Genomic DNA, 19,197 nt, shown 5'->3' with positions numbered 1-19,197 from the left:
CCCCGGGACAGGACAGGTCAGTCGCCTGAGACCAGTTGACAGCGAAGCCGGAGCCAGCCCATGTCGATACCACAATCCGGAGGCGGCCCGATCGAGAGCCTTGACCAGCTCGCGGCCTTGCTGGAGAGCGGTTGTAAACCGAAGGAAGACTGGCGCATCGGGACCGAGCACGAGAAGTTTGGCTGGCTTACCGATACGAAGCAGCCGCTGCCCTATGACGGCCCGCGCTCGATTTCCGCGATTTTCGCAGGGCTTGAGATGCGTTTTGGCTGGGAGCCGGTGCTTGAAGGCGAAAACGTCATCGGCCTTACCCGCAACGGCGCAAATATCAGCCTTGAGCCCGGCGGCCAGTTCGAGCTTTCCGGCGCGCCGGTTCTGACCATCAACGAGACCGCGTCTGAGCTCGACAATCACCTCGCCGAGGTGGCGGCGGTGACCGAGGGCATGGGCGTCCGGTTCATGGGAATCGGGGCGGCACCAGAATGGTCGCATGACCAGATGCCGGTGATGCCCAAGGGCCGCTACCGGCTCATGACCGATTATATGGGCCGCGTCGGTACCCATGGCACGCAGATGATGTACCGCACCTCGACAGTGCAGGTTAATCTCGACTACGCGTCAGAAGCAGACATGGTGAAAAAGCTGCGCGTGGCGCTCGCGCTGCAGCCGGTGGCGACAGCCCTGTTCGCGTCATCCCCGTTCTTTGACGGTAAGCTGAACGGGCATAAATCCTGGCGTTCCAGGATCTGGCGTGGCCTTGATGACAGCCGCACCGGGATGCTGCCTTTCGCCTTTGACGAGGGCATGGGCTTTCAGGCCTATGTGGACTGGGTGCTCGATGTGCCGATGTATTTCGTCTATCGCGACGGCAAATATATCGATGCGCTCGGACAGAGCTTCCGCGATTTCCTCGATGGCAAGCTGCCGGCGCTGCCGGGCGAGAAGCCGACTTTGTCCGACTGGGCCGACCATCTGACCACGGTTTTCCCCGAGGCGCGGGTTAAGAAATATATCGAGATGCGCGGCGCGGATTGCGGCGACCGCGCGCATCTGATCGCGCTGCCGGCCTTCTGGACCGGGCTGACCTATGACGATGCCGCGCTGGATGCCGCATGGGAGCTGGTCCGCAATATCGACAGCGAGACCCGCGAAGGGCTGCGCGTTGCGGCCTCGGTCTCGGCGCTGCAGGGCGAAGCGAATGGGGTGAAGCTGGCCGATCTGGCCCATGCGGTGGTCTCGCTTGCCCATACCGGGCTGGCAGAGCGCGGGTATGGCGAAGAGATCTGGCTTGCGCCGCTGGTCACTTCGGTCAAGGCCGGAAAGGTCCAGGCCGACCGCTGGCTCGACCTGTATCATGGCGACTGGGCCGGCAGCCTCGCACCGGTCTATGACGCATCAAGCTACTGATTTACGGGCGCCCTGTTTCCTGGCCTCTTGCCCTGCCGGGGCAAGATCCAGCCACAGCGCATTGTCGCGATAGCCGCCCCGAACCAGACGGCCGGGGCGGGCGAGGTCGGGATATCCGGCGATCCGGTCGCGAAAGCGGTCATTGCTGATGATCACCGCATCGCTCTGATTTGCGAAATCCAGCAGGTAGGGATCGGCCTGCGCACCCCGGGGCACCACCAGAACATGGTCCTGTTCCAGCCCGAGCAGCTGGCAGAATTGCCGGTCATTCATATAGCGCCCGGTCAGCAGGTAGCCGGCATTGGCGTCAAAAACCACGCCGCAGCGATAGCCCATCAGATCAAGCCGGGTCAGCACCTCGGACAGGGTGGCGATCTGCGGCTTGCCGTCACGCCAATGCATCACATTGGACCCATCAAGCACCGCAAGCGGTCTGCGGGCCTTTGCCCGCGCCCGCCACCGCCGCCGCAAGCCCAGGGCAAGCGCCAGCAGCCAGGCGAGCAGCAAAAGCGGAAGCAGGACAGCGAGGCTGAGTTCAACCATCGCAGATCAGGCCTTCTTCCCGCCGATCTTCGGCTCGGTCCCGGATTTGATCCGCTTCAGATTTGCGGCGTGGCGGATATAGATCAGCACCGTCAGCAGCACGACGAGGATCAGCATTCGCCCCGCACCGGGTGAGGCAATCCAGACCGGCATGTCTTTCATCCCGGCGACCAGCACCCAAAGCGGCGTCAGCGCCGCTGCGATCAGGGCAGCCGCCGAGGACATCCGGGTCGCAATCGCGCCGATCAGCCAGGTCAGGCAGGTCAGAATGCCGACCGGCGGCGCCAGCGCCAGCAGGATCCCAAGGAAGGTCGCAACCCCTTTGCCGCCGCGAAAGCCGCTCCAGACCGGAAAGAGATGGCCAAGGAAAGCCGCCAGCGCTGCGACCTGGGCGGCATCTTCCGCACCAGCCCAGCTCCGCGCCAGGATAACCGCCAGCGCGCCCTTGCCGCCATCGAGCAGCAATGTCGCCAACGCCGCCGCCTTGTTGCCGGTTCTGAGAACATTGGTCGCGCCGATATTCCCCGACCCGATCTGACGCAGGTCGCCAAGGCCCATCGCGCGGGTGATCAGCACCCCAAACGGCACCGATCCCAGCAGATAGGCCAGGATGGCCACCAGAATCAGCGTCTCACGCCCGGTTACAAAATCCGGCATTTATTCTCTCTCCCCTGCGCTCACAGGGCCCGGGCCCGATGACAGCGTTTACCCCAGGCTGCGTTTCAGATTGCCGAGCGAAAGACTTCGCGCCCGCCGACCCAGCTGGCCAGCACGCGCCCCTCCATCCGCGCCCCGTCAAAGGGCGTATTCTTCGATTTCGATTGCAGCGTAAAGCGGTTCATCAGGAAAGGCGCATCCGGATCAAACAGCACCAGATCCGCCGGGGCCGAGACCGAGAGCCTGCCCTGCGGCAGGCCAAGCCGGTTCGCCGGGTTCAGCGCCATGGCGCGGAAGATCTGCGGCAGGCTCAGATGGCCGGCATGGTAGAGCCGCATCGCGGCCGGCAGGATTGTCTCAAGCGCCACCGCGCCGGGGGCCGCCTCTTCAAAGGGCAGACGTTTCGATTCCTCATCGGCAGGCGTGTGGAAGGACGCGATCACATCGATCAGCCCATCCGCCAGCGCCGCGATGATCGCCTGACGGTCTTCCTCCGACCGCAAGGGCGGCGTCAGTTTAAAGAAGGTGCGGTAATCACCCAGATCCAGCTCATTCAGCGTCAGATGGTGGATCGAGGTGCCTGCAGTGACATCCAGACCTGCCGCCTTTGCCCGCGCCAGCGCGGGAAGGGCATGCGCGGTGGTGATCTGATCGGCGTGATAGCGGGCGCGGGTCATCTCGACGAGCGCAAGATCGCGTTCCAGCCCCATCCGTTCCGCAATGGGCGAAACCGCCGGAATGCCGCGGAAGCTCGCGAATTTGCCGGAAGTCGCGGCGCCGCCCTTTGAGAGCGCGGGTTCCTGTGGATGGCCCACGACCAGCGCGCCAAGCGAACGCGCATAGGTCAGGGCACGGCTCAGCGCGCGGGTATCGGTCGAGACATGGAAGGCATCCGTGAAGGCCAGTGCGCCCGCATCAAGGAGAAAGCCGATCTCGGTCATCTCATGACCCGCGCGGCCCTTGGTCAGCGCCGCCATATGGCGGATGCGGACCGGCGCGGCCTCGGCGGCGCGCCGTGTGACGAATTCCAGCACTTCGGGCGTGTCGATCGCAGGCAGCGTGTCGGGCCGCGCGATCACAGTGGTCACGCCTCCCGCCGCAGCCGCAAGCCCTGCCGAGCGGAAGCTCTCGCGGTGGCGCTCGCCCGGCTCGCCGATCTTGACGCCCCAGTCGACGATCCCGGGGGCGAGGCATTTGCCGCCGCAATCGATGGTGACCGCGCCCTTCGGCAGTTTCTTCGCGGGCTCGGCGATCAGGCCATCCACCACGGTCAGGCTGCCCGGCGCATCGCTCAGCGTTTCGGGGTCGATCAGGCGGGCATTGGTGAAATGAAGGATGGTCATCCGGGATCCGTGTCGGGCTGGGATCTGGCCAGCTTTGCCTTGGCCAGCGTTGCTTTGGCCTGAATGTCGAGCACCAGCTGCAGGACCTGTTCTGCATCCGTCAGACGTTCAAACCCGGTGCGGGTGTAAGACGTGTCACCGTCGCTGTCTACCGTGACGAGCACCGCCAGATGCAGCGAGGCAGTGCCATGGCGCGGATCGCCGGTCATTTCGAGGATGCTTTCGGGCAGGATCGGCCAGGAGGTGAGCTTCGGGCGCGAAAACCGCGGCGCGGGGCCGGTCAGCCGCAGCAGCGCGCGCCGGTCGGTCAGCGCGTAGAAGCTGCGCTCAAAGTCCCGCTCACGCGTGAGCCAGCCGTGCCATAAAAGCCAGGAGGCGAGGAACAGGCTCAGCACTGCGACAATGGCGCAAAACACCATCACCAGCCCCAGGAGCGGCGCCTGGGCCGGTGCCATTGCCGGATCGCGCAGGAATGTCGCGGCAAAGGCGATCCACAGGAAAGCGAAAAGGGCCACCATCACGCCGATCAGCGTCATGCCCAGATCATTCCGGTCATAACGCCGCCCCGGCGCCGGGCGGCCGGTCCAGAGCAGCCGTTCTCCCGGCGCGAGATCGCGGCTCCAGTCGGGCGGGGCGGGGGGCGCGGTTGCGGTCATCGGGGCGGGTCTCGGGGCCAGGATGTCAGGTTCGGGGAGTGCGGATCAGTTCCGGGGCTCAGGTCGTGGGCAAAGCGTCACTGGCCTGGCGCATCCTCCTGAGGGGCGAAGCGCCGCCCCGGCGGGTTGCCGGCCAGGGCGTCGGAACGGAACCGGATCGTGCACCGGTACCCGTAGCAGGGGGCTTCGCTTCAGCGGTTTGTGCCAGACCAGAACGGCGCATTTCGAAGAAGGGACGCGCAGTGCAGGCGGGCCTTCCGATGAGCGCGACTTGCCAGAGCCAGGTCATGGCGATCAGGCCGCCCGCGAACTGTTGTCTGGTGGTAAGGCCTGCACGCTCCAGGCTCATCTGGTGCCACCTGTGATGTCACCTGGCCCGCTGATTGCGTCGAGGAGCAGGCGGTAGACAGTGCGGGACTCGGGGATTTGCTCGAAGCCGATCTTTTCTCCGAAAATCCCGATGCTATGGACAAAGCCGATGAGGCTGCCGCGCGTCAGGCTGACCACATCCCAGCTGCGGGTCGCGAACCAGACTGAACCTGGCAGCCCCTCTTCCAGCGCCGGATGCAGGCCGGAGTTCAGCGCAAAGCGCTGCAGCCGGCGGCGGCCAAGAATTTCAGTCGCGATAAAGGCATGACGGTCGGTCAGCGTGTAGAAGCTGCCTCTGAGCCGCAGCCAGCGCCCGAGCGGCGCACCGAAACACAGGGTCAGGCCGATGAAAAGCACGGGCAGGCCGAAGGCGATAAAGATCAGGTTGACCGGAAAGGGCAGACCAATGCCAGCCCCCGAGGCCATATAGATCCAGATCAGCGCGAAGCCGGTGAAAGGAAGGCCTGCGATCAGGCGGAAACTGAGGATGCTCGTCCAGTCGAACCGTGCTTCCGGGCGCCCCTGCCATAGAATCTCCTCGCCCGGGTCGAGAATATCCTCCCAGCCTGGCGGGGGGGCGGGGGTCATGGATCAGCCTCCCACCCAGACAAAAACCACGGTCAGCACCACGAGGCCCAGCAGCACGGCGGTGGCGACCATGCCGCCCTGACGCATCTCGGCTTTTGTGGGTTTGCGATTGGGGTCGGGCGTGGTCACGGAAAGGTTCCTTCCGGCAGCGCGCGGCGCAGGCTGTCACGATCGGCCGCACTGAACAGGGTTATGGTGGAGCTGGCAGGCCAGCTGCCGTCTGGGCCGGGTTTTCCGGCCTGAACCAGGCAGGAAAACCTGCGGATGCGAAAAAAGCGGAGCCCGGATACAGCATAGGCGCGGCTGCGGAGCCTGCCGAGAAACCGGCGCTCGACAAAGAAAGTCCCTTGCTCCAGGCGATATTCGATCACGAACCCGCCAGCCAGGATGACAACGAGTATGAAGACCGCGAAAACGAAGATTGCGGCCGCGATCAGCGCGAAGGCGATCTCGACCGGCGGCAGCGGTTCACCGGTTCCGGCTAGGGCTGTGGCAAGGCGCAGGACGGGGTAAAAGCCCATCACAGAGCCGAGGACCGCGATCAGGGCATAGATGCGCATATCCGGTCGGGCCTGCCACAGGGTCACAGATGCAGGCGCGGCGCCAGCTCCGGCCTGTTCCCGCGTCACGGCCTGCTCCTGTGCCCCGGTCTGCCCCTGTTTCGCGGTCATCCGGCCGCCTCAGACATAGCTCTCGGCGATACGGCGGCCGCGCTCGCTGCGCAGATTGCGCGCCAGCAGATCCATACAGGCCATCCGCACCGCAACCCCCATTTCGACCTGGTCCTGGATCACCGAGCGGTTGATGTCATCGGCGATCTCGCCGTCGATCTCGACGCCCCGGTTCATCGGCCCCGGATGCATCACGATGGCATCTGGTTTGGCATAGGCCAGTTTCTCGGCATCCAGCCCGTAGCGGTGGTAATATTCGCGCATCGACGGGATGAACCCGCCATCCATCCGCTCTTTCTGAAGCCGCAGCATCATCACCACATCGGCGCCTTTCAGGCCCTCGCGCATATCCTCGATGATCGTCGCGCCCAGTTCGGCAAAGCCCGACGGCATCAGCGTCGGCGGCCCGATCAGGCGCAGGTTATTGCCCATCTTGCCCAGAAGGATCAGGTTCGAGCGCGCAACGCGACTATGGGCGACATCGCCGCAGATCGCGATGGTGAGCCGGTCGATCCGGCCTTTCGCCCGCCGGATCGTCAGCGCATCCAAAAGCGCCTGGGTCGGGTGCTCGTGTCGGCCGTCGCCCGCGTTCAGCACCGCGCAATTCACCTTGGACGCCAGAAGATTGACCGCGCCCGAGGCGCCGTGCCGCACCACCAGCAGATCCGGATGCATCGCGTTCAGCGTCATCGCGGTGTCGATCAGCGTCTCGCCCTTTTTCACCGAGGAGGTTGCCATATTCATGTTCATCACATCGGCGCCAAGGCGCTTGCCCGCGATTTCGAAACTCGACTGCGTGCGGGTCGAGTTCTCGAAAAACATGTTGATCTGCGTCATCCCCGCCAGGGTGTCCGACTGTTTCACCGTACGGCGGTTCAGATCGACATAGCGGTCGGCGAGATCGAGGATGGTGGTGATCTCCATGGGCGAGAGCGGCTCGATCCCGAGAAGGTGGCGGGCATGGAAAGCCATGGCGTGATCCCTGTAATGTGCGTGATCTCTTATCGCAAAGCGGGGGAAAAGGGGCAAGCGCCGCTGACGGTGTCGCTTTGGCGGCGGCCGGCTTGTGGCGCGGCGCTGCGGGCATTAGCCTGCGCGCTATGGGAATCGAAACCGGGATCATGGCAGGGGCGGCGGAACCGGATGGCGAAGGCCCGGATCCGGAGGCATTTGCCGCAGCCGTGGCCGCTGACTGGAATGCCTCTTACGCCGCGCTGGACTGGCAGCTTGACTGCGGCATCGACGAGGTGATCGGCGAGGCACCCGTCAACCGCTATGAGGTTGTGATCGAAAAGCCGGTCCGCGCGGCAGCCCCCGCAGCCACGGCGCGCGGCCAGAACCCAACCCGCCAGAACGCCGTCTCTCAGACTTACGACCCATCGCCCGAGCCGCAGATTGATCCGGTTGCGGTCGCCAGCGCCACAGCCGCCTCGGCCACCACGCTGGAGGCGCTGGAAACAGCCATTCGCGGCTTTGATCTGTGCGATCTGAAACGCGGCGCCCGCAACACGGTCTTTGCCGATGGCAATCCGAAGGCACGGGTTCTGATCCTCGGCGAGGCGCCGGGCCGCGAAGAGGATATCGAGGGACGCCCCTTTGTGGGCGAGGCCGGAAGGCTTCTGGACCGCATGTTCGGCGCCATCGGCCTGACCCGCCAGAGCCCCGATCCGGCCGCCTCTTTCTACATCACCAATGTCATGCCCTGGCGCCCCGAAGGCAATCGCGACCCCAGCCCGGCCGAGATCGCCATGCTGCGCCCCTTTGTCGAACGCCATATCGCGCTGGCTGACCCGGATGTGATCGTGGTCATGGGCAATACGCCGCTTGTCGCGCTGACCGGCAATCGCGGCATCCTGCGCGCGCGGGGCAGCTGGACGACCGCGCTGGACAAGCCGCTTTTGCCGATGACACATCCGGCTTATCTTTTGCGCACCCCCGCCGCCAAGCGCGAGGCCTGGGCCGATCTGCTCGCTTTGCGGGCCTTTCTCGACAAGGGATGATCATGCGCCCTGCCGCAATTCTTACACTGGCGAAGATGCCGCTGCGCCCGCGCGCGCCGGGGTATGGGCGGACCCTGCCTGCAAAGGCCGTCGCCGCCCAGGGGGAAGAGGCAGAGGGCGCCGGCCTGGCAAATTGCAAGTGGTTAAAGCCAGGGCCCTATGGCGATCTTGCCGGGATGCGGTCTTATATCCCGGGCGAAGAATTCGGTGAAAAATTGCTGGCCGCGGCGAATGAGGCGCCGGCAAAGCCGCGCCGGCAGGTAATCAAACCCATGCCTGTCACCCTCATATCCGCAATCCGACATCCTCAGATACGGGGTGGGTTTTGATGTTTCCCGTTGATGCTGTGACATTGCTGGCCTTCCTGCCTGCCGCGCTGGCACTGAACCTCACGCCAGGGGCGGATATGATGTTCGTGCTGGCCCAGGGCCTGAAGGGCGGCGCGCGTGCGGGCATGGCGGCCAATCTCGGCATCGCGCTTGGCTGTTTCGTGCATGTTCTGATCGCCGGGCTGGGGCTGGCGGCGCTCCTGAAAGCGCATCCGTTGGCTTTTGAGGTGATCCGCTGGGGCGGTGTCGGCTATCTCTTGTGGCTGGCGGTCAGATCCTGGAATGCGGGGCGACCCGAGATCGCATCTGTCGCCCGCGCGCCCGCAGCCAGGGTGTTTCGCGAGGCGCTGGTGGTCAATCTGCTGAACCCGAAAGTGGCACTGTTCATCCTTGCCTTCCTGCCGCAATTCGTGACGGCGTCAAAGCCGGTGCTGCCGCAATTTCTGGCCCTTGGGGTGATCATCTGCGCCGGCGGCCTCGTGATCAACGGCGCGGTCGGGCTCTTTGCCGGGCGCCTCGGGCGGGCGCTGCTCGGATCGGACCGGCTGGCGCGGGGCATGAACCGCGCGACCGGCGGCATTTTTGCAGCGCTTGCCCTGCGCCTTGCCGTGATGGAGCGTGCCGCATGACCGAAAGAGAGTTCATTCCCACCCGCATCGCCGTGCTGACCGTGTCTGACACCCGCAGCCTGGCCGAGGACCGGTCCGGCGAGACGCTGGTGGCGCGTCTGGAAGCGGCGGGCCATATCCTCGCCGCACGCGCCATTGTCACCGATGACCGCGCGCGGATCGCGGCGCAGCTCAGCGCCTGGATCGCCGACCCCGATGTGGATGTGGTGATCTCGACCGGCGGCACCGGGCTGACCGGGCGCGATGTGACCGTCGAGGCGCATCATGACGTCTATGAAAAGGAAATCACCGCCTTTTCCACGGTCTTCACCATTGTCTCGATGCAAAAGATCGGCACTTCCGCCGTGCAAAGCCGCGCCTGCGCGGGGGTTGCGGGCGGCACCTATCTCTTCGCGCTGCCGGGCTCGACCGGTGCTTGCAAGGACGCCTGGGACGAGATCCTCGTCAAACAGCTCGACTACCGCCACGGCCCCTGCAACTTCGTGGAAATTTTCCCGCGACTCGAGGAACACAAGCGGCGCAAGTGAGCCCTGGCGCCTGGGCCTGACCCGGGTGAAACCCGGGAATGAAGGATGAGAGAAGGACGGGTTCGGATCTCTGCGCCGCAGATCTGAGGCCAGGTTCACGGTGCTGCAAGGTGGTCAGCCAGGCGCGGCAAAACCCGCGCGCGACTGACCAGCAGATCAGAATCAGCCCTCGCGTTTCAGTGCCTGGGCCATGCAATGGATGCCGCCGCCGGTTTTCGAGATTTCCGCCGTATCGACCACGGCCACGTCAAAGCCGCGCGCTTTCAGCTGACCGATCAGGGTTTGCGAGACCTGGGGCGCGATGATGCGATCCCCGCCAAGGCTCATGAAATTGCAGCCAAGCGCCATCGTGTCCTGGAAGGGCACATCGATGATCTCATGGCCTTTCGCCTTCAGCCAGTCGACAATTGCGGGCTCGGTGCAGGCGAGGCAGACGGCGGTGAGTTTCGGTGCGATCGGCACCACCATCAGGTCGATATGGACGTAATATTCGTCGATAAAGGCGAGGCGGACCTCCCAGCCCTCCTCCTCGAACCAGCCTGCCACCTGGCGGGCGCCATCTTCATTGGTGCGCGCGCCACCGCATCCGACCAGCAGCACGCCTTCCTCGATCACGTTGAAATCGCCGCCCTCGAAGGTGCCGGCGGTGACCATGTCATAGATCGGGATGCCGAGGCTCTCGTAATGGCGGATCGCGGCGTAGTTTTCGCCGCGCCGCCAGGGCTGGCTCATGGCGGTGATCACCGCGCCGTAAGGGGTCATCACCGACGAATCGCGGGTATAGACCTGCATCGGGAGTTCTGCCTCGGGCGGCACGGTATGAACGCGAACGCCAAAGCTTTCATAGGCCGCTTTCAGCTCTTTATGCTGGGCCTGGGCCTCCTGGATATTGCAGGGGTTTTCGCGCAGATGTTTGCGCGACAGAGACGAGGTTGCCATATGACGCAGATAGGCCGGATCGCCCAAAAGAACATCGGTCATACGGTCGGTCTCATTGGCAAAGCCCCAGTTCGCCAGCGGCGCGGTGCCGCCACCTGCCTTGCGGCGCTGGAGGGAAAAGGCTTCAGGCTTCGTTTGCACGTTCATTTTTCTCTCCTGTTGGGTCAGGCGCCTGGCATGGTGGACGGAATCCACCAGTCGCGCCCGCGTGGGGTGGTGACATATTCAGGCCAGCGGAAATGGATGGGCGGGTCGTAATCGCAAAGAGGCGGGATCGGCGCGGCGGCGCGGCGGGTCTCGAATTCGGCCCACATCGCGGCGCGGGCATCGGCATCTTCGAGGATGCGCAGCGCCGAGAGCGCCAGCACCCCGGCGGCGGTCTGCACCATAGGGTCAATGGTCTCGGGGATGCCGCCAAGCGCATTCATCACCCAGGACGGGTAGACATAGCCCTGTGGGGCGCTCAGCGCAGGGCGCGCGATGTAGAACCGCGCGGTGGGCGCGTGCCAGGTCATGTCGGTGTAATCATCCGAGGTGGAATTGGCCTGCGAAGGCGGCAGATCCTCGCGCAGGATCCGTTCGGCCTCCTGCGGGGCGATCAGCCGGGTCATCTCGGGGATGAAGGGCTCTGCCATGGGCGTGAGGCCAAGACCCGACTGGATCTCGCGGGCGATGTCTTTCGCGGCCTCGCCCCAAGCGGGGGCGCCGGTGGCCTGCATCGCTTCCCAGACCACATTTGCGATGGCGTGGTTCGCAAGACCGGGGCGCGATTTGCAGACCCAGTGCCGTTCCACGCGGCAGCCTGTCATCGCCGCTGCATGTTCGGCGTTGCGGTCAAGTGCTGCGGTCACCGCCTCGGCCATGGCAAGGGTCGGCACCCGCATCATATACTGGATTTCGGCGAGACCTGCGGGAAGGTTGTCGGCGGTGGCCTGGCCTGCGGTCAGGATAGCCTCGGAAATCGACCAGCCGCCCTGATGCGGCAACATCGAATCGCGCAGGGATTTTGACGTCAGGAACATCAGGTTCAGCGCGTCATTGGCGCCGGGCGCACGTACCGCCGAATGCGATTGCGGGATCGGCGCGCCGTCTTTTGCATAGGGGGCATGCGCGCCCCAGGTTTGCGGCTCATCGCAGATGAAACGGTAGATCAGCGCATATGCCGCGCCACAATGCGTGTTCCAGCGCACCGTGTTGCACATCGGCAGCATGTAGAACGGGTGGAACGAGAGGATCGCCGCCAGCCCGTCATAATAACCCTTTGCGGCATGGATCGGTTTTGAGCCACGCACCTTTTCCGCTGGTTCGCCGGTAAAACGCAGCCCGCCTTTGATGCCGTGCTTCTCCATCGCGGCTTTGGTGGCCAAAAGCCCCGCGAGCCCGGCAATTCCGAGGCCCGAATGCGGGTCGGTATGGCCGCCGGCCTGGAAGCCCAGGCCCGCGCGCGGCTCGCGCCGGGGGGAGGCCGCCTGGCAATTCCCCGGCACGGCGTCATATTCCGCATACATGCCGATCACCGGGGCGCCCGCAGATTCGGGTCCGTTCGACCAGGTGGCGCAGAAAGCGGTCGGCATCCCCGCCGATCCCTCTTCGACGTCGAACCCTTCGGCACGCAGTTTTTCGACATACCAGGCGCAGGAGCGGTATTCGCGCCAGGCGGTTTCGCCATAAGAAAAGATCGTGGCGCACCAGTCCGAATGCTCGGCTGCACGGGCTGTGACGCTGGCAAGGGCGGTGATCTGGGCGGCGGAAAGCTGAGACATGACCCGGGCTCCGGTTCTGGGGCAAGGGGGCGAAAGGGGCCGCCATCCTTCTTTCAGGGCTAACAGCGCGTCACGGTTGCGCGAAAGTGAAACCTTTTCCCAGGTTCGGCAAAGAAAATTCACCTTTTGCTTGTGCCGCGCGGGGAAAGCCGCAGACTGGCGCAAAGCCAGCGAGGTGAGCATGGCCCGTATCCCCTCGACCCAGGCGTTGCGCGCGCTGGAAAGCTTTGCCCGCCATGGCACGGTCTGGCAGGCGGCGGATGAGCTGAACCTGACCCGCAGTGCGGTCAGCCATCAGCTGCGGCTGCTGGAACGCGATCTCGGCTTTCGCCTGACCAGCCGCATCGGCACAAGGGTCGAGCTGACTCCGCAGGGCCAGGCCTATGCCACAGATATCCGCCGCGCGCTGTCGATGATTGCGGGGTCGGCCACGCGCAATGCGGCGCGGGGCGTGACCGGGGCGCTGTCGGTCAGTTGTCCGCCGGGCTTTGCCTCCAGCTGGCTTTGCGGCAAGATTGGCGGGTTTGTTGCGGATTTTCCGGATGTTACGCTGTCGGTGCAGACGCCGCGCCGGCTGGATGATGTTGCCAATCCCGATGTCGATATCTTCATCACCTTTGGTGAAGGCAACCAGCCCGGGATGGATGTCGAGCTGTTGAAAGAGGTGGATTTCACGCCGCTTTGCAGCCCGGCCTGGCTGAACCGCTTTGAATCGATGGCGGATACCGGCGCGCTTCTGGGTGCCACTTTGCTGCATCTGGGCGATTACGAGGATTGGGAAAGCTGGTTCCGCCTCGCCGGTCTGCCGGTCGAGGCGGCGCAGAACGGCATCCGCTTTGCCGATATGAACCTGGTTTACTCGGCAGCGCTTGGCGCCCAGGGCATCGCAATGGGGGACGAGTTCATCTGCCAGGACGCGATCCGCGCCGGCCATCTGGTCAGGCCCTTTGACCTTTCGGTGCGTTCGGTCCGGTCCTATTTCATGGTTGTGCCACCGGAAAAGGCCGGCAACCCGGCAGTTGGCGCCTTTCGGGACTGGCTTCTGGGCGAACTGATCGACGATTGACCCTTTTTTGATCGGCTGGCGGCGGTTCGGCAAATTCTGTTTCCCGAATGGGTGAAAAACTTTCTATTGTTTTTCAGAGCCCCGCATCTCAGGCTCAGGTGGATATTCTGCCCGGTTCCCGCCGCAACCTGCGGCCGGCGCCGGCACCCGGAACTCTGGCAAGGGATACCAAGTGACGCAGGCAGCAGAAATCGGAGCATCAGGGATCGGCAAGATGTTCGGGCGCTTCACCGCGCTGAAGGACATTTCCATGACCGTTGGCCGCGGCGAGTTTGTGACGCTGCTCGGGCCCTCGGGATCGGGGAAAACCACGTTCCTGATGATCCTTTCGGGTTTCGAGGCCCCCACATCGGGGCAGCTGACACTGGACGGGCGCGAGATGACCGAAACGCCGCCCGAGGCGCGCGGGTTTGGCATGGTGTTTCAGGGCTACGCGCTGTTCCCGCATATGACGGTCGAGGAAAACATCGCCTTTCCGCTGAAAGTGCAGGGGCGCTCGGGCGCGGATATTTCCCGGCGTGTCAAGGACATGGTGGAAATGGTCGGCCTTGGCGGGCATGGCCATAAGCGGCCCGCAGGGCTGTCGGGGGGGCAGCAACAGCGGGTGGCTCTTGCCCGCGCTCTGGCCTATTCGCCGCCGGTCCTGCTGCTGGACGAGCCGTTTTCGGCACTCGACAAGAACCTGCGCGGCCAGATGCAGGATGAGATGCGCCGCATTCATCAGGAAACCGGCACCACCTTTGTCTTCGTGACTCATGACCAGGAAGAGGCGCTCGCTTTGTCCTCGCGGATCGCGATTTTCGAGAAGGGACAGCTGCAACAGATCGCCCCGCCGCGCGAGGTCTATGAGCGGCCCTCGAATCGGTTTGTTGCGGAATTCCTAGGCGATATCAACATTCTGCCGGTGACAGCCTCGCAGATCGAAGGCCGCGCCATTCACCTGCCGGATGGCACGGGCGACAACCTGGCGATCCGGCCTGAGAATATGGGCCTCTCGCTGACCGAGCCCACTTGCGGCAATGCGCTGCCGGTCGAATTGCGCGACCTGACCTATCTGGGCGCCGAAACCCGCCTCGCGCTGGCCACCAAAGGCGGCGTGCCGGTCACCCTCCATATGCCGACTGCGAAACTCCCGGAGGGTCTTGCCCCGGGGGCGGCGGTCTGGACCAGCTGGGAGCCTCAGCGCGGTTTCATGCTTTAAGCGAACGATCCGGGACAGATCCGCCATCAGATGCGGGCGCCGGGAGACGAAAAATCCTCAACAGGGAGATGGATTATGAACGGACCTTTCCAGCGTGACCAGTTGGAAATCCTCGCGATGAAAGCCCGCAAGGGTCAGATTTCGCGGCGGAATTTCAACACGGGTCTCGCGCTTTTGCTGGGAACATCTGCGGTCGGGCTGGGAAGCCGTGCCGATGCGCAGACCAAAGAGCTGGTACTGGTGAACTGGGGCGGCGATGCCGGTACCGCCTATGATGCGGCCTATGGCAAGCCCTTCCTTGAGGAGACGGGCATCACCGTGCGTCAGGACGGATCGGGCCCGACCGAGGGCGCAATCCAGGCCCAGGTGGAAAGCGGCAAACCGACCTGGGACCTCGTGGATGTCGATCCGTTCTCGGCCGAAGCACTTGGCAAAAAGGGCATGATGGAGCCCATCGACTACACAGTGGTCGACAAGTCGAAATTCCGCGAGGGTTTTGGCTGGGACTATGCCGCCTCGACCTATTTCTTCTCTTACGTCATTGCCTATGATGCGAAGAAATTCGGGGACAACCCGCCGACCGGCATCGCAGATTTCTTCGATGTGGAAAAATTCCCCGGCAAACGCGCGCTTTACAAATGGGGCGTTGGTGTCTGGGAGGCGGCTTTGCTGGCCGATGGTGTGGCGCCAGCAGATCTTTACCCGCTGGATATCGAGCGCGCGCACAAGAAGCTTGCGGCCTTCCGGGACAATGTCGTGGCCTTCTGGGGTGGCGGGGCGGAAAGCCAGTCGCTGCTGCTAGATGGCGAGGCCTCGATGGCCATTGTCTGGTCGACCCGCGCGCGCCTGATCGAACAGGATTCGGGCGGCGACGTGAAATTCATCTGGAAGGATGGCTTCGTTTCGCCCGGCGCGCTTGGCGTGGTGAAGGGCAATCCCGGCGGTGCCGAAACCGCGATGCAGTTCCTCGCCTCGGTGCAGGATCCCGCTAAACAGCTGATCATGTTCGAGATGCTGGGCCAGGGGCCGGCGAACCCGGCGGCCGATGCGCTGCTGCCGGCCGAGGATGCCAGATATAACCCGGTGGCAGCTGATAACTATGCCCAGCAAATGCCGATCGATATGGCCTGGTATGAGACCAATTACGGCCCGGCGCTGGATGAATATCTGAAGATCATCTCGGCCTGACCTGAACCCGACCTGAACCCCTGACCCCTGGCCATCCCGGCCCGGGGTCTCTTGCCCGAGGGGGTGCCCATGCTCCGATCCCGCCTGTTTCTGCTGGCTCCGCTGCTGATTTTCCTGGCGCTGGCCTATCTGATCCCGTTCCTCGGCGTCATGCGCTGGAGCGTGACCCTGCCCGAGCCCGGGCTTGGCCAGTACAAGACCGCGCTGACCGATCCGCTGGTTCTGAGCGTGATCTGGCGTACGGTCAGAATCTGCGCGCTGGTCACGGTACTGGCCGTCGCAATGGCCTATATCATCACGCTGCTCTGGGTGCGGGGCGGGCCGGTGATGCGGCTTTTCGTCGAGCTCTGCATTCTGATCCCCTTCTGGATTTCTGTTCTGACGCGGGCCTTTGGCTGGCTGGCGCTGCTTTCAAACCGGGGCATCATCAACACCTGGGGCCAGGACCTCGGGCTGCTCGCAGAGCCGCTGACGCTGGTCCGCAATGAATTCGGGGTCGTGCTGGGGATGGTGCATTTCCTGATCCCCTTCGCTGTCTTCCCGCTGGCCTCAGGCATGCGCGCGGTGGATGAGCGTGTGCTGCTGGCCGCGCGCGGCATGGGGGCATCGCGGGCGCGCGTCTTCTGGCAGGTCTTCGTTCCCATGACCAAAACCGGCATTTTCGGAGCCCTTTTGCTGGTCTTCGTCTTTGCGCTTGGCTTCTTTGTCACGCCGGCCCTTCTTGGCGGAGGCCGTTCAGTGCTGGTCGCGGAACTGATCTGGCTCAGGATCTTCCAAAGCCCGGACTGGGGGCTTGGTGCGGCAATCTCGGTGATCATGATGGTCGCCATCGGGTTGTTGCTGATGCTGACGATGAAATATGCGAAAGGGCCGGGCCGATGATCACGCTCAAGCCGGGTCTCCTTGCGACAATCCTTGCGGCTCTGGTCGCGGTCTTCCTGCTGATGCCGCTGATTGCCGTGGTGCCGGTCAGCTTCACGCCCGGACGCAACCTTTCCATGGCCGGGGATGAATGGTCCTTGCGCCATTACCGGGCGCTGATCGAGAACCCGGTCTGGGGGCAGGGGGTCTGGCTCTCGATTCGCATCGGGCTTGTCGCGAGCCTGTTTTCCACCGCGCTCGCCACCGCTTTCGCACTTGGGATCTGGATGCTGCAGCCGAGATTTGCCGGGCTTTACATGGGGATCGCGATGTTGCCGATGGTGGCGCCGCCGGTCGTCTCGGCGCTGACGCTTTACTTCTTCCTGACCTCGCTCAGCCAGTGGAACGGGGTCATCGGCTATGACACGTTCTTTGGCGTGGCGCTGGCGCATTCGGTCATGGTCGCGCCCTTCGCCGTCGTGCTGATCACCGTCGCGCTCAGCCAGGTGGACCGCCGCATCGACCTCGCCGCGCGCTCGATGGGGGCAGGGCTGATGACGCGGGTGTTCCGCATCATCATGCCAAATATCCGCTTTGGCCTGATTGCCGCATTTTTCCTGAGCTTTGTGCTGTCCTGGGAGGAAATCGGCGTGACATTGTTCATTACCTCGGTCAATGCGGTGACATTGCCGCGCCTGATGTGGATGGGCTTGCGGGATAATATTGACCCGGCAATTGCCGCGATTTCGGTGGTGCTGATTGCGATTGTGGTCGCGGTCGTATTGATCAAAACCGTCGTGCAATTGCGGCAGGGCCAGCAAAGATAGGGATGAAGACGTGACTGCGAATATCTCAACCGGGGTTTATCTGACCCATCTTCTGCGCAGCTATGGCGTGGAGGTGGTGTTCGGCATCCCCGGCGTTCACACGGTAGAGCTGTATCGCGGGCTCGCCGGTTCCGGCGTGCGCCATGTCACGCCGCGCCATGAGCAGGGCGCGGGGTTCATGGCCGATGGCTATGCGCGTGCCAGCGGCAAGCCTGGCGTTTGTTTCATCATCACCGGGCCGGGCATGACCAATATCGTGACCGCGATGGGCCAGGCCTATGGTGATTCGATCCCGATGCTGGTGATTTCGACCGTCAATGCGCATGGGCGGATGGGGTCGGGCGAGGGCTGGCTGCATGAGCTGCCCAATCAGCAGGCGCTGGTTTCGGGCGTGGCGGCGTTCTCGCGCACCGTGAACCGGCCCGAGGAACTGGCGGGCGCGCTGGCCCAGGCCTTTGCGGTGTTTTACGGCGCGCGCCCGCGCCCGGTGCATATTGAACTGCCGATCAATGTGATGCTCGCGGATGCCGGTCATCTGCCATTGCCAAAGCCAATGATGCTGTCGCTGCCCGCGCCCGCGCCCGCGGCCCTGCGCGAGGCGATCCAGGCGCTGGAAGGCGCAGAACGTCCGGTGATCCTCGCCGGTGGCGGGGCGCAACGGGCCGAGGTCGGACGGCTGGCCGAGCTGTTCGACGCGCCGCTGGTGATGACGACTAATGCGCGGGGGCTGCTGCCGCCGGGACATGCGCTGGCGGTGCCTGTCTCGGCCTCGGTCGCGAGCTCGCGCGCGCTGATCGCCGGCGCAGATGTCGTTCTGGCGATCGGGACCGAATTGGGTCTGACCGATTACGACATGTATGAGGATGGCGGTTTCGCACTGCCGGGAACCCTGATCCGTGTCGATCTTGACCCGGTGCATATGGCGCGCGGGATCACCCCTTCGCTCGCTATCACTTCGGATGCGGCGGAATTTGTGGCGGCGGTGCTGGCGGACCCGCCCCCTGCGGCAAAGAAGGATGGCGCGGCGCGGGCCGCAGAGGCGCGCAAGGGGCGTGCCGGTCTGTCGGAGGCTTATCTTCGCGACCTGGCGCTGCTCGATATCGTGCGCGATACGCTGCCAGGTGTGCGGATGGTGGGCGATTCCACCCAGCTGACCTATGCCGGGAATATGGCATATGAAGCGGCCTCGCCCGGTACCTGGTTCAATTCGGCTACGGGTTACGGCACTTTGGGCTATGGCCTGCCAGCGGCGATTGGCGCGAAGCTCGCGGATGACCGCCCGGTGGTGGGGATCTCGGGCGATGGCGGGCTGCAATTCTCGCTCTCGGAACTGGCATCGGCCACCGAGGCCGAAGTGCCGGTGATCCTGCTCGTCCATGACAACAGCGGTTATGGCGAGATCAAATCCTATATGGTCGCGAAGAACATCCCGACACTTGGCGTGGATATCTATACGCCCGATCTGGCGGCGATCGCGGCAGCCTCGGGCTGGCATGTCGAGCGCGTGACTGAGCTTGAGACCCTGCCGGGCTTCCTGCGCGAGGGGGCTGCCCGCAAAGGGCCGACAATGCTGATCTTCGGTGATGATCTGCGCGCCCAGGTATCACTGTAAAATCAAACAAAACCGCCCGGA

Annotated in this window: 20 protein-coding genes; 10 read left to right on the top strand and 10 right to left on the bottom strand. The window is 64.1% G+C overall.

The annotated features are described in order from the left end of the window. Positions 1 to 60: 60 nt before the first annotated feature. Positions 61 to 1,407 (top strand): glutamate--cysteine ligase, encoded by a 1,347-nt coding sequence (locus AC4FS3_RS07925; protein WP_491020084.1) that lies wholly within the window; start codon positions 61 to 63, stop codon positions 1,405 to 1,407. Here the strand turns inward: AC4FS3_RS07925 and AC4FS3_RS07920 are convergent. From AC4FS3_RS07920 to AC4FS3_RS07885, 8 genes are all read right to left on the bottom strand, one after another. Next, positions 1,396 to 1,950, bottom strand: coding sequence for an NYN domain-containing protein (locus AC4FS3_RS07920; protein WP_491020083.1), 555 nt, complete (start codon positions 1,948 to 1,950; stop codon positions 1,396 to 1,398). The genes AC4FS3_RS07925 and AC4FS3_RS07920 overlap by 12 nt on opposite strands. 6 nt (positions 1,951 to 1,956) lie before the next feature. Beyond that, entirely contained in the window at positions 1,957 to 2,607 is a 651-nt protein-coding gene (plsY, locus tag AC4FS3_RS07915) for a glycerol-3-phosphate 1-O-acyltransferase PlsY (protein ID WP_491020082.1), read from the bottom strand. 65 nt (positions 2,608 to 2,672) lie between these two features. After that, positions 2,673 to 3,950, bottom strand: a complete 1,278-nt coding sequence (gene pyrC, locus AC4FS3_RS07910) for a dihydroorotase (RefSeq protein WP_491020081.1) — start codon at positions 3,948 to 3,950, stop codon at positions 2,673 to 2,675. Then, a complete protein-coding gene (locus AC4FS3_RS07905) occupies positions 3,947 to 4,606 on the bottom strand; it encodes a hypothetical protein (protein ID WP_491020080.1) in 660 nt (219 codons plus the stop codon). Before AC4FS3_RS07905 ends, pyrC begins: the two co-directional genes overlap by 4 nt. Positions 4,607 to 4,951: 345 nt before the next feature. Continuing rightward, the gene (locus tag AC4FS3_RS07900) at positions 4,952 to 5,563 is read right to left on the bottom strand and encodes a hypothetical protein (protein WP_491020079.1); all 612 of its coding nucleotides are present in this window, start codon (positions 5,561 to 5,563) and stop codon (positions 4,952 to 4,954) included. A gap of 3 nt (positions 5,564 to 5,566) precedes the next feature. Then, a complete protein-coding gene (locus AC4FS3_RS07895) occupies positions 5,567 to 5,692 on the bottom strand; it encodes a hypothetical protein (RefSeq protein ID WP_491020078.1) in 126 nt (41 codons plus the stop codon). Beyond that, positions 5,689 to 6,234 (bottom strand): hypothetical protein, encoded by a 546-nt coding sequence (locus AC4FS3_RS07890; protein ID WP_491020077.1) that lies wholly within the window; start codon positions 6,232 to 6,234, stop codon positions 5,689 to 5,691. Before AC4FS3_RS07890 ends, AC4FS3_RS07895 begins: the two co-directional genes overlap by 4 nt. A gap of 9 nt (positions 6,235 to 6,243) precedes the next feature. Beyond that, positions 6,244 to 7,206 (bottom strand): aspartate carbamoyltransferase catalytic subunit, encoded by a 963-nt coding sequence (locus AC4FS3_RS07885; protein WP_092899310.1) that lies wholly within the window; start codon positions 7,204 to 7,206, stop codon positions 6,244 to 6,246. 128 nt (positions 7,207 to 7,334) lie between these two features. Here AC4FS3_RS07885 and AC4FS3_RS07880 point away from each other — a divergent pair, with 128 nt between their 5' ends. The 3 genes from AC4FS3_RS07880 (at position 7,335) to moaB (ending at position 9,719) form a co-directional block, all read left to right on the top strand. Further along, positions 7,335 to 8,234, top strand: coding sequence for a uracil-DNA glycosylase (locus AC4FS3_RS07880; protein WP_491020076.1), 900 nt, complete (start codon positions 7,335 to 7,337; stop codon positions 8,232 to 8,234). 328 nt (positions 8,235 to 8,562) lie between these two features. Next, complete coding sequence (locus AC4FS3_RS07875; protein WP_491020075.1) at positions 8,563 to 9,192, top strand: LysE family translocator; 630 nt, start codon at positions 8,563 to 8,565, stop codon at positions 9,190 to 9,192. Beyond that, on the top strand, positions 9,189 to 9,719 hold the full coding sequence (moaB, locus tag AC4FS3_RS07870; protein ID WP_283176107.1) for a molybdenum cofactor biosynthesis protein B: 531 nt from the start codon (positions 9,189 to 9,191) through the stop codon (positions 9,717 to 9,719). The genes AC4FS3_RS07875 and moaB overlap by 4 nt, the downstream gene beginning before the upstream one ends. 162 nt (positions 9,720 to 9,881) lie before the next feature. Here the strand turns inward: moaB and AC4FS3_RS07865 are convergent, their stop codons facing one another. Beyond that, positions 9,882 to 10,805, bottom strand: coding sequence for a dimethylarginine dimethylaminohydrolase family protein (locus AC4FS3_RS07865; RefSeq protein WP_491020074.1), 924 nt, complete (start codon positions 10,803 to 10,805; stop codon positions 9,882 to 9,884). Positions 10,806 to 10,822: 17 nt separating this feature from the next. Next, positions 10,823 to 12,421, bottom strand: coding sequence for a zinc-binding metallopeptidase family protein (locus AC4FS3_RS07860; protein WP_491020073.1), 1,599 nt, complete (start codon positions 12,419 to 12,421; stop codon positions 10,823 to 10,825). Positions 12,422 to 12,602: 181 nt separating this feature from the next. Here AC4FS3_RS07860 and AC4FS3_RS07855 point away from each other — a divergent pair, with 181 nt between their 5' ends. From AC4FS3_RS07855 to AC4FS3_RS07830, 6 genes are all read left to right on the top strand, one after another. Continuing rightward, complete coding sequence (locus tag AC4FS3_RS07855) at positions 12,603 to 13,487, top strand: LysR substrate-binding domain-containing protein (RefSeq protein ID WP_491020072.1); 885 nt, start codon at positions 12,603 to 12,605, stop codon at positions 13,485 to 13,487. 172 nt (positions 13,488 to 13,659) lie between these two features. After that, positions 13,660 to 14,688 (top strand): ABC transporter ATP-binding protein, encoded by a 1,029-nt coding sequence (locus AC4FS3_RS07850; RefSeq protein WP_491020071.1) that lies wholly within the window; start codon positions 13,660 to 13,662, stop codon positions 14,686 to 14,688. A gap of 75 nt (positions 14,689 to 14,763) precedes the next feature. Next, positions 14,764 to 15,876, top strand: a complete 1,113-nt coding sequence (locus AC4FS3_RS07845; protein ID WP_491020070.1) for an ABC transporter substrate-binding protein — start codon at positions 14,764 to 14,766, stop codon at positions 15,874 to 15,876. 69 nt (positions 15,877 to 15,945) lie between these two features. Continuing rightward, positions 15,946 to 16,758, top strand: coding sequence for an ABC transporter permease (locus AC4FS3_RS07840; RefSeq protein WP_491020069.1), 813 nt, complete (start codon positions 15,946 to 15,948; stop codon positions 16,756 to 16,758). Then, positions 16,755 to 17,564 (top strand): ABC transporter permease, encoded by an 810-nt coding sequence (locus AC4FS3_RS07835; RefSeq protein WP_283176100.1) that lies wholly within the window; start codon positions 16,755 to 16,757, stop codon positions 17,562 to 17,564. The genes AC4FS3_RS07840 and AC4FS3_RS07835 overlap by 4 nt, the downstream gene beginning before the upstream one ends. A gap of 10 nt (positions 17,565 to 17,574) precedes the next feature. Continuing rightward, positions 17,575 to 19,176, top strand: a complete 1,602-nt coding sequence (locus tag AC4FS3_RS07830; RefSeq protein ID WP_491020068.1) for a 5-guanidino-2-oxopentanoate decarboxylase — start codon at positions 17,575 to 17,577, stop codon at positions 19,174 to 19,176. The last annotated feature ends 21 nt before the right edge of the window (positions 19,177 to 19,197 follow it).

The organism is Pseudogemmobacter sp. TB195 (assembly GCF_058313095.1).
Note: the sequence above shows the minus strand (reverse complement) of the source record. Positions and strands in the feature narration are given on the sequence as shown.

Excerpts from the sequence above, each read along its gene's own strand:
- AC4FS3_RS07905 (WP_491020080.1), bottom strand. The coding sequence starts at position 4,606 with ATGACCGCAACCGCGCCCCCCGCCCCGCCCGACTGGAGCCGCGATCTC.
- AC4FS3_RS07855 (WP_491020072.1), top strand. The coding sequence starts at position 12,603 with ATGGCCCGTATCCCCTCGACCCAGGCGTTGCGCGCGCTGGAAAGCTTT.
- AC4FS3_RS07880 (WP_491020076.1), top strand. The coding sequence starts at position 7,335 with ATGGGAATCGAAACCGGGATCATGGCAGGGGCGGCGGAACCGGATGGC.
- plsY (WP_491020082.1), bottom strand. The coding sequence starts at position 2,607 with ATGCCGGATTTTGTAACCGGGCGTGAGACGCTGATTCTGGTGGCCATC.
- pyrC (WP_491020081.1), bottom strand. The coding sequence starts at position 3,950 with ATGACCATCCTTCATTTCACCAATGCCCGCCTGATCGACCCCGAAACG.
- AC4FS3_RS07865 (WP_491020074.1), bottom strand. The coding sequence starts at position 10,805 with ATGAACGTGCAAACGAAGCCTGAAGCCTTTTCCCTCCAGCGCCGCAAG.
- AC4FS3_RS07925 (WP_491020084.1), top strand. The coding sequence starts at position 61 with ATGTCGATACCACAATCCGGAGGCGGCCCGATCGAGAGCCTTGACCAG.
- AC4FS3_RS07900 (WP_491020079.1), bottom strand. The coding sequence starts at position 5,563 with ATGACCCCCGCCCCCCCGCCAGGCTGGGAGGATATTCTCGACCCGGGC.
- AC4FS3_RS07885 (WP_092899310.1), bottom strand. The coding sequence starts at position 7,206 with ATGGCTTTCCATGCCCGCCACCTTCTCGGGATCGAGCCGCTCTCGCCC.
- AC4FS3_RS07860 (WP_491020073.1), bottom strand. The coding sequence starts at position 12,421 with ATGTCTCAGCTTTCCGCCGCCCAGATCACCGCCCTTGCCAGCGTCACA.
- AC4FS3_RS07835 (WP_283176100.1), top strand. The coding sequence starts at position 16,755 with ATGATCACGCTCAAGCCGGGTCTCCTTGCGACAATCCTTGCGGCTCTG.
- AC4FS3_RS07890 (WP_491020077.1), bottom strand. The coding sequence starts at position 6,234 with ATGACCGCGAAACAGGGGCAGACCGGGGCACAGGAGCAGGCCGTGACG.
- AC4FS3_RS07920 (WP_491020083.1), bottom strand. The coding sequence starts at position 1,950 with ATGGTTGAACTCAGCCTCGCTGTCCTGCTTCCGCTTTTGCTGCTCGCC.
- AC4FS3_RS07840 (WP_491020069.1), top strand. The coding sequence starts at position 15,946 with ATGCTCCGATCCCGCCTGTTTCTGCTGGCTCCGCTGCTGATTTTCCTG.
- AC4FS3_RS07875 (WP_491020075.1), top strand. The coding sequence starts at position 8,563 with ATGTTTCCCGTTGATGCTGTGACATTGCTGGCCTTCCTGCCTGCCGCG.
- AC4FS3_RS07845 (WP_491020070.1), top strand. The coding sequence starts at position 14,764 with ATGAACGGACCTTTCCAGCGTGACCAGTTGGAAATCCTCGCGATGAAA.
- moaB (WP_283176107.1), top strand. The coding sequence starts at position 9,189 with ATGACCGAAAGAGAGTTCATTCCCACCCGCATCGCCGTGCTGACCGTG.